General features: G+C 34.0%; 4 protein-coding genes. All 4 read left to right on the top strand.

Going from position 1 to position 9,278, the window contains the following annotated elements:
* Positions 1-254: 254 nt before the first annotated feature.
* The 4 genes from DUZ96_RS01750 to DUZ96_RS01735 all read left to right on the top strand — a co-directional run bounded on the left by DUZ96_RS01750 (position 255) and on the right by DUZ96_RS01735 (position 9,275).
* Positions 255-3,428 carry a glycosidase gene (locus tag DUZ96_RS01750; protein WP_114299871.1) on the top strand — a complete coding sequence of 1,058 codons (3,174 nt, stop codon included), beginning with the start codon at positions 255-257 and terminating at the stop codon, positions 3,426-3,428.
* A 14-nt stretch (positions 3,429-3,442) separates the two neighbouring features.
* On the top strand, positions 3,443-4,879 hold the full coding sequence (locus DUZ96_RS01745) for a carbohydrate-binding protein (RefSeq protein ID WP_114299869.1): 1,437 nt from the start codon (positions 3,443-3,445) through the stop codon (positions 4,877-4,879).
* A 15-nt stretch (positions 4,880-4,894) separates the two neighbouring features.
* Complete coding sequence (locus DUZ96_RS01740; protein ID WP_114299867.1) at positions 4,895-5,731, top strand: family 16 glycosylhydrolase; 837 nt, start codon at positions 4,895-4,897, stop codon at positions 5,729-5,731.
* Positions 5,732-5,825: 94 nt separating this feature from the next.
* A complete protein-coding gene (locus DUZ96_RS01735) occupies positions 5,826-9,275 on the top strand; it encodes a hypothetical protein (RefSeq protein ID WP_114299865.1) in 3,450 nt (1,149 codons plus the stop codon).
* Positions 9,276-9,278: the final 3 nt, after the last annotated feature.

The following is a 9,278-nucleotide window of genomic DNA, read 5'->3' as shown; positions in this document are numbered from 1 at the left end:
GGCTCAATTACATATTTAGCAGAGCTATCAGCAGATGGAAATACTCTTGAAGTTGATATTCAAATTGCTGGAGACGGATGGTGGTCCTTTAAATTGATAAAACTATAACTATTGAGATTAGTAGCTAGTGGTATGGCAAACGCTTAGACGTATTTACCTTATCTTAAGTTTTTTTAAAACATCTAGCAAATTTAATGACTTGTTTGTTGCAAAACGATTAGTCAAAATGTAATCACAATTATTAAATAAACTATATGAAAAATAATCTAATTGTACTTTTTTTGATGATTTGCATGTCTATTACGTATGCGCAATCAAATAAGGTAACCGTAGAAAATAGTACTGATGGATACCGACTTGTCGTTAATGGTGAAAATTTTATAATAAATGGTATGAATTGGGACTTTGTTCCAATTGGTACAAATGTTGTAAATGCCAATTTTTGGTCCAAATCAGATGATATAATCAAAGCAGGATTAGAAACAGAAATGTCCTTATTAAAAAATATGGGTGTTAATGTAATCAGACAATATACAGGTGTTCCAAAAAGATGGATTCAATATATATATGAGCAATACGGAATTTATACTATTTTGAATCATTCATTCGGTAGGTACGGACTTACAATAGACGGTGTTTGGACACCAATTACTATATATGATGATGAAAAAACCTCTAGTTTGTTAATGTCTGAAGTTACTTCACTTGTTGAGGAATATAAAGATACTCCTGGGTTGTTATTATATTTATTAGGTAATGAAAACAATTATGGTTTATTTTGGCAAGGATCAGAGACAGAGGATTTTCCAGATGACGAAGCACAAAGGAATTATATAGGTGAAAAACGAGGAAGGCCTATGTACAAACTTATGAATCAAGCCGCAATAGCTATCAAGGCAATAGACTCATCTCATCCGGTAGCTATTTGTAATGGTGATTTATTGTTTGTAGATATTGTAGCTGAGGAATGTAAAGATGTTGATATTTTTGGAACCAATGTATATAGAGGTTCGTCTTTTACAGATATGTTCGATGTAGTATCTGAAAAATTAGACATGCCATTGATGTTTACGGAGTTTGGAGCAGATGCATTCAATGCAAAAGAAAACAGAGAAGATCAAAAAGCTCAAGCCTATTACATGGTAGAAAATTGGAAAGAAATTTATCAACATGCTGCTGGTTTGGGTAAGACAGGTGTTTCTATCGGTGGCTGTACATTTCAATTTAGTGATGGCTGGTGGAAATTCGGATTTGATGATAGAAAAAATGCAGAAGTCCACGACAATAATGCCTCTTGGTCTAATGGTGGGTATTCTATTGACCTGATACCTGGTCAAAATAATATGAACGAAGAATGGTTTGGTGTTTGTGCTAAAGGACCAACTAATGAAAGAGGTTTATATGAATTATACCCTAGGGCTGCATATTATGCTTTAAAGGAAGCTCATGCTTTAAATCCTTATGACGAAGATATGACCCTAGAATTTGTTACTAATTATTTTAAGAGTATTGAGATAATGGATCACGTTCTCAGAGCACGTGGTGATAAAGCAGCCTTAGGAGGAAATGAAACACAAAAAATTAGACTAAGTCAATTAACTGCAAAATTTACAACTTTTAATACTGGAGGTACTCTAATTACAACACCAGAGAGTGCAGATCCTAACGCTAATGCTTTTCCTGATCAGTTAGGATTCGATCATATGCAATCATATTTTGTAGGTGTTGAGGCAAATCCTGCTCCTAACGTAAGAGCTAATGTAGTATTCAATTTTATAGGGAATGTAGCTCAAAATCCAATAGATGAAATATTTTATGAAAATAGAGGAAGAGTTGTTACCGTGAATACAGATCAGGGTGAAGTTACCCTTAATGATATAAATAGATTAAATATTTATCAAAGTGAATTTGAATGGAACACCAAAGATTTTGACCTTCGTGGATTTTACAGAACAGGCCATTTCCACTGGCAATATGAAGGAGATTTTTTCGGATTATATCCTGAAGCTAATTACGGACCGAATTTAGATATTTATGGTGGTGAGATTTTAGGTGCTGAGATTGATGGAAAAGGCGCTTTAGAAGGTTTAAAAGCAGCTTTTGGACCCCAATTATGGTGGGGCGCGAATCCAACTATGTTATTTAAATATCAAAAGAAAATAGGTAATTATGGATTTACTGGAATTTATCATAGAGATGTAGAAAGAGATATTAGATTTGACCAAAATGGCAGACGGGTATTAGATGAAAATCAACTAAGAAGTGGTATTATTCCTGCATGGCCAACCGAAAGAGCAACTTTAGCAGTGGAGAGAGACTTCGGAAAATTTGGTATTACTCTTGGAGGTATATGGGGAGGAAGTCCACTAAACGGAAGTTCATTTCAGATGTATGAGGAAATGAACGATGTTGTTGTAACAGATAAAATCAACAGCAGTGATAATTGGGGTGGAAAGGCTAAAATCACCTATACTGGAGGTAAGTTTAATTGGTATGCACAAGGTGCAATTATGGGACTCGTAGCGAATGGTGGATTTGATGCAACAAGAACATTTACAGGTTGGAGATTAAAAGATTCTGGTAGCGGTAATATGAGTAATTTTCTCTCTGGATTCACTTATTCATTTGGAAACTTACAAATAGCACCAAATTTTATGTGGCAAAAACCGTTAGTTGACCCAATGCCGAATGGAGGTATTGCACCAGGTCGATTAAGAAATGTAATTGATGACCCTTTTGCAGTTAGACAAGGCAATAGAGAAATGACAGCGGGTGAGATTTTATTTTCTTTTGATCCAACTCCAGGTACTTGGATGTATGAATGGGATAATGATAGAGCGGAAGATGCCAAATTTGCAATGAATTTAGGATTTGTATATCGTCATCTACCAACAACGATGGATGCCCATATAGGTTTTTTGGCAACTCGAGAGTTTTTCGCTTTTCCAAATTCTGTTCCCGCGGAGGATTTGTGGGAAGTTCATACTAGAATGGTCTCTAAATTATCGCCCGATTTAGGAATTATAGGGAACTTTTATTACGGTAATGGTCAAGCCAATGGTGATAGCGATAGAACCATAACAAGATTTGGTGGAGATATTAGAGCAATTTATAAAAAAATGAAATTAGAAACCCATGTTAAAGTTAATGATTGGGGACCTTTTGATTATCACAGAGATTTTAATTTGACCTTTCCACTTCAACTTATGTTAGATATTTCAACATCCTTAGGAAAACCTGATTGGTTTATTCTCCCAAGTACAACTATAGGATTAAGGGGAACTTGGAGATCGTTGGATGTAAATTCACCTAGATTTTTACCAAATCAAGCTCCAGAATTCGGAATACCACCAATTAGTGCTGTTGGTTTTCCAAATGGATCTGAATGGGAAATAAGAACGTATGTTCACATTAATATCGGTAAATAATTAAAATATAGACCATGAAAAAATATAGATTAAAATACGCCACATTATTTTCAAGTTTAGGGGCGATTTGTATCCTTTTATTAGGTTGTGAAAGAGGATTTTCAGATGAGGTAGAACTGGCAACCTTTCCATCAAACGGAGACATATATACTGATGCGCCTATTGGATTAACAGATCAATTCTTTATTTCATTCGATCCAGCTTCAGGCGCAAATACAGAAGGTTTTGATACGGATAACGACGTAGCATATGAAGGGTCATCATCAATTAGAATTGATGTACCAACACCTTCTGATCCAAATGGAAGTTACATTGGAGGAATTTTTAAAGATAGAGGTGAAGGTAGAGATTTAACAAATTATGATGCCCTAACATTTTGGGTAAAAGGTTCAACAACCGCAACTGTTGGGTCATTTGGTTTTGGAACTGATTTTGAAGGAGATAAACATGCAGTAACACTAAATAACGTTGAATTATCAACCAACTGGAAAAAGGTAATAATACCGATTCCTGATCCAACAAAATTAGTTAGAGAGAAAGGAATGTTTTTGTTTGCCGCAGGAACTCAAAGTACTAATGGCGCAGGATATTCTTTTTGGTTAGATGAAATTCGTTTTGAAAGATTAGGCACAATTGGGCAACCAAGGCCTGCAATATTAGGTGGTCAAAACCAGTCTGCTCAATCTAATGTTGGAACATCTCTGCCTTTAATTGGATTTAACTACACATCAAATTTGCCTAATGGGCAAGACATCACCGTGAATGCAACACCAGGATATTTTAGTTTTGAGACATCTAACCCTTTTGTAGCTTCAGTGAGCGAGGATGGTATTGTGACAGTAGATGGTCCTGGAGAGATAGATCCTGAAACAGGATTGTTAAATAATTCTGCTGTAATTACAGCCTACTGCGCTGATACTTTAGCTAGCGGTTCTCTAATTATTTCAGCAACTGATATTGAAGTTATATCCATTTTCAGTGATGTTTTTGCTAACGTACCTGTGGATAACTATAATGGATTTTATATAGATGGTTTTCAAACAACATTGGGTGGCGCAATTGACGAAAATGGAAATAATATAATAGATTACACATTATTAAATTTTGTTGCAATTGAGTTTTATGGTCGTGAAGGTAGTGGCGTGCAGCCTATCGATGCCACTGATATGACACATCTACATATTGATATTAGGGCAAATGAAGTGGTTGATGCTTCTGACTTTTTTAATATAAGCCTCTTTAATAATTTTACTACGCCAAGTGAAAACTCAGGGGAATTCCAAATATCAGGATCAGAGCTAGAAAGTAATGCATGGGTAGAATTTAATATACCACTTTCAAGTTTCAATGGCTTAAGTGCCAGAGATGCTTTAGGAATGATGTTATTTGTTACAGATAATACTATTGCTAATGTATCTCTTGACAATATTTATTTCTATTCAGAAGATTAAAAATCAAAGCTAATTATGAAAAAAAGAATTTTAAAAGAAAAGACCTTTATTAAATACATTTTATTCTCATTACTAATAGTGATTTTAGTAACAGACTGTAAACAGGACGACACCCAAGAAGTAGCAGAATTCAAAAATTTATCAATGTATGATGAGTTTGACGTAGATGGTGCTCCAAATAGTGATATATGGACTTACAATATAGGTACAGGTGATAATGGATGGGGTAATGGCGAATTGCAATATTACACTGATAGGTCAGAAAATATTGTAGTAGAAGATAATATGCTAAAAATTACTGCGAGACAAGAGTCTTTTGAAGGATCAGGATATACATCAGCAAGAATATTAACAAAAGGACTATTTGAGCAACAATACGGACGTTTTGAAGCAAGAATGAAACTACCATACGGAAAAGGTATGTGGCCGGCATTTTGGTTACTAGGATCTAATATAGATGAAGTAAGTTGGCCTTTTTGTGGTGAAATCGACGTTATGGAAAATGGAGGTTCTAAACCAACTATAGTAAGTGGTTCGGTCCACGGTCCCGGATATAATGCAGGTAATGCAATTACTAAAACATATGAATTTAATAATTCTCGTGTAGATAGCGAATTTCATATTTACGGTATTGAATGGGGACCTAACTACATTAATTATTATGTTGATGATGTATTGTATAATCAAATTACACCTGCAGATGTTACTGGAGACTGGGTTTTTAATAACGGCCAATTTTTCATAATCATCAATCTAGCAGTTGGTGGTGCATTTGATGGTAACCCTAATGCAGACACCGTATTCCCTCAAACTATGTATGTGGATTACGTAAGAGTTTATTCTGAAGATTAAATATCAATTAATAGCAACGGCAAAAAGGTCAGGGAGTAAAATACTTGGCCTTTTTACCCGTCATCTAGTGAGTGTAAATAACTAATTAAACCCAATTTTGAAAGATACTATAACAAAAGATATTAATGTGAAATTGGAGCCAGTAACAATTGATAACAAGGCTTATTTTAAAATTTCCAATAGTAATAGAATGCGACCATTTTTTATGAGCATAGTTAGCGATTCTGATCACTGGATGTTCATTTCTAGTAATGGTGGATTAACTGCGGGAAGAAAGAATTCTGAATACTCAATATTTCCATATTATTCTGATGATAAAATAACTGAATCATCCGAAATTACAGGTTCAAAATCGATTTTTCAGGTAACTAAAAATGGAGAAAAATATATTTGGGAACCATTCTCAATTAGATTTCAAGATAACTATAATACACGTTGTAACTTGTATAAAAGTGTTTATGGAAACTCCGTGATTTTTGAAGAAGAAAATCTTGATCTGGATCTTGTATATCGTTATGAGTGGTGTTCAACTGATAAATATGGCTTTGTTAAAAAATCAACACTTTCAAATAATGGAGAATTACCTGTAGAAGTTAATGTCCTAGATGGTGTTCAAAATGTTTTGCCTTATGGTGTAAATAGTGCACTTCAAAATGCAAGTAGTAATTTGGTTGACGCCTATAAACGTACAGAATTAGTTAAAGAAACAGGTATAGGGATTTTTGCTTTAAGTGCTATAATTGTAGATAAGGCAGAACCAAGCGAAGCACTAAAAGCAAATGTTGTATGGTCCTTAGGAATTGAAAACGTAAATTACCTATTGTCCTCTCTTCAACTTGATAAATTTAGAAATTTTGGGGATGTTGACTTAGAAACTGATGTTAAAGCTGAGAAAGGTGCCTACTTTATAAATTCAAAGATTCAGCTTGTTCCTCAGTCCAAAAAAGAGTGGTTGTTCGTTGTAAATGTTAATCAGGATACATCAGATATTGTTGAAATCTCAAAATTGATTAGTGAGGAGAGTAAACTTTTACAGAAGCTTGAAGATGACATAGCCTTAGGTACTGAAAATCTTGTAAAACTGAATGCTGCTTCTGATGGGCTACAGTTATCATCAGATAATTATAAAGATACTAGGCATTTTTCAAACACCCTATTCAATATTATGCGTGGTGGTATTTTTGATAATGGCTATACAATTGAAAAATGGGATTTAGAAAAGTATTTGGCAAAGGCAAACAAAAAAGTGTCGAGAAATTCTGAAGACGTTATTAGTGCCTTGCCAGAAACATTTTCTCTTGGAGTACTTAAAGAAATTGCATACAAATCTGACGATAAAAACTTTAGAAGGTTATGTCTAGAGTACATGCCATTAAAGTTTAGCCGTCGTCATGGTGACCCTAGTCGTCCATGGAACAAATTTTCAATCAACACAAGAGATGAAGTAGATGGGTCTAAAATATTAGATTACGAAGGTAACTGGAGAGATATTTTTCAGAATTGGGAAGCCTTAGCATGCTCTTATCCTGAGTTTATTGAGAGCATGATTCACAAGTTCCTTAATGCAACTACATTTGATGGGTATAATCCTTATAGAGTAACAAAAGACGGCTTTGATTGGGAAATAATTGAGCCAGACGATCCATGGTCCTATATTGGATATTGGGGAGATCACCAAATTATATACTTACTTAAGTTCTTAGAATTTATAGAAGAATACAAACCAGGCAAGCTTGAAAGCTTCTTTGATAAAGATCTATTTGTTTATGCAAACGTTCCTTATAAAATAAAAAAGTATGAGGACTTACTTAAAAACCCTAAAGATACAATTGAGTTTGACGAGGAATTAGATCATAGAATTCGTCAAGATAGATCCGAGATTGGTGCTGATGGAGCATTATTGAGAGACGAAAATAGGTTTATTGTAAAAGTAAATTTCATTGAAAAAATATTAGCGACTGCTCTAGCTAAATTATCCAATTTTATTCCAGAAGGTGGTATTTGGATGAATACACAACGCCCAGAATGGAATGATGCAAACAATGCTTTAGTTGGTAATGGTGTGTCAATGGTTACGCTCTATTATTTAAGACGTTTTTTAAAGTTTTTTGATGAGGTTTTTGATAAATCTGAAGCAGAATCAGTTGAAATTTCTCAAGAATTAAAAGTATTTTTTGATGCAATATTCGGTGCGTTTAAATCAAATGCACAAATATTATCTGAGTCAATTAATGATAAAGACCGTAAAACAGTATTAGATGCATTAGGTCAAGCAGGTAGTAATTATAGAGAGCAAATTTATAATAATGCATTTACAGGTAGAAAATCTCAGTTAACTATCAATTCACTTAAGGAATTTGTAGATATAAGTCTTAAATTTTTAGAACAATCAATTGAGGCGAACAAAAGAGAAGATAATTTATATCATGCCTACAACCTAATGACGGTTAATGATGATAAATCAGTATCTATTTCTTACTTGGATGAAATGTTAGAAGGGCAAGTGGCAGTATTAAGTTCTGGATATCTTAGCTCCAAGGAAAATTTAGCTGTATTAGATGGATTAAAGGCAAGTAAGTTGTTTAGACCAGACCAGTATAGTTACATTTTGTATCCAAATAAGAATTTAAAAGGTTTCATGGATAGAAATACTATACCATCAGAAGCTGTAAAAAGTTCTGAATTATTGCAATCTCTCGTAGCACACAATAATGTAAATATAATCAATAAAGATATTAAGGGTGATTATCATTTCAATGGTAATTTTAAAAATGCAAATGATTTAAAAGAGGCTCTTGATAATTTAAAGGACTCAAATTATGCTGAATTAGTAGGTAAAGATGAGCAGAATGTCCTTAAAATCTTTGAAGATATTTTTAATCATAAAGCCTTTACAGGTCGTTCAGGGACATTCTATGGCTATGAAGGATTAGGATCTATCTATTGGCATATGGTTTCTAAATTACTTTTGGCTGTAATGGAATGTTGTCAAAATGCCATAGGCGAAAATGAATCTCCAGAAGTAGTTGGAAGGTTGTTAGAGCACTATTATGAGATTAATGAGGGTATTGGAGTGCATAAATCTCCAGAATTATATGGCGCCTTCCCAACAGATCCATATTCCCATACACCAGCAGGTAAAGGAGCGCAACAGCCAGGAATGACGGGACAGGTTAAGGAAGATATCTTGAGTCGTTTTGGTGAACTGGGAGTATTTTTTAAGGATGGATTACTTGTATTCAATCCATGCATGCTAAGAAAAAATGAGTTCTTAGAAGAGAAAAGAACGTTCAATTATATAGACGCGATCGGAAATGATTCTTCAGTGCAAATACATGAAGGGCAATTGGTGTTTACATTTTGTCAAGTACCTGTTATTTATTCAATATCTAATGAATATAAAACAGTTGCTTCACTCAATGATGGTACTGAAATGTCATTTAACCAACTCGGTTTAGATGATACAATAAGTAAAGAGGTTTTTAAACGGTCGAGAAAGGTTGAATATATCACTGTTCATATTAAAGATGAATATTTAAAGTAGAAT

It is taken from the genome of Winogradskyella sp. KYW1333 (assembly GCF_003335675.1).
Classification (GTDB): Bacteria; Bacteroidota; Bacteroidia; order Flavobacteriales; family Flavobacteriaceae; genus Winogradskyella.
This window is presented reverse-complemented; position numbering and strand designations above follow the sequence as displayed.